Annotated in this window: 1 pseudogene; it reads left to right on the plus strand. The window is 51.7% G+C overall.

Annotated elements, in window-relative coordinates:
* A pseudogene (locus R7Z77_RS28615) lies at positions 1-511 on the plus strand (DNA cytosine methyltransferase); the annotation flags it as partial.

Raw genomic sequence — 511 nt, forward strand, 5'->3', positions numbered from 1 at the left:
CGATTCTGAACGTTGGAAGTCATTTGACTATCTGGCTGAGAAGGAGTTGAGAGACAAAGCTGCTGGCAAGGGGTTCTCTCGCCAGCTTCTGACTGGCGACGATGAGTTTTGCGGCACCATAGGTAAGGACTATGCAAAATGCAGAAGTACCGAACCTTTCATTGTTCATCCAGAACAGCCGGAGTTGTCTCGCATCTTTACACCGACAGAACATTGTCGAGTGAAAGGGATACCAGAGGAACTCATCCAAGGTCTGTCGGACACTATTGCCCACCAGATTCTCGGGCAATCGGTAGTCTTTCCCGCGTTCGAGGCTTTAGCCCTCGCATTAGGGAACAGCCTGTGGAGCTGGGTTGGAATGATGCCAATCATGGTCGAAGTCGTGGATGAATCACAGCCGGTGATCGGTGGTGAAGACTCCCATTGGGCAACGGCATTGGTTGACGCAAAGGGCACTCTCAAGCTGTCACCGGCAGCGAAAAAACAGGGGATGCCCGTCAACATAATGGAT

The organism is Vibrio sp. 1401, from assembly GCF_033340295.1.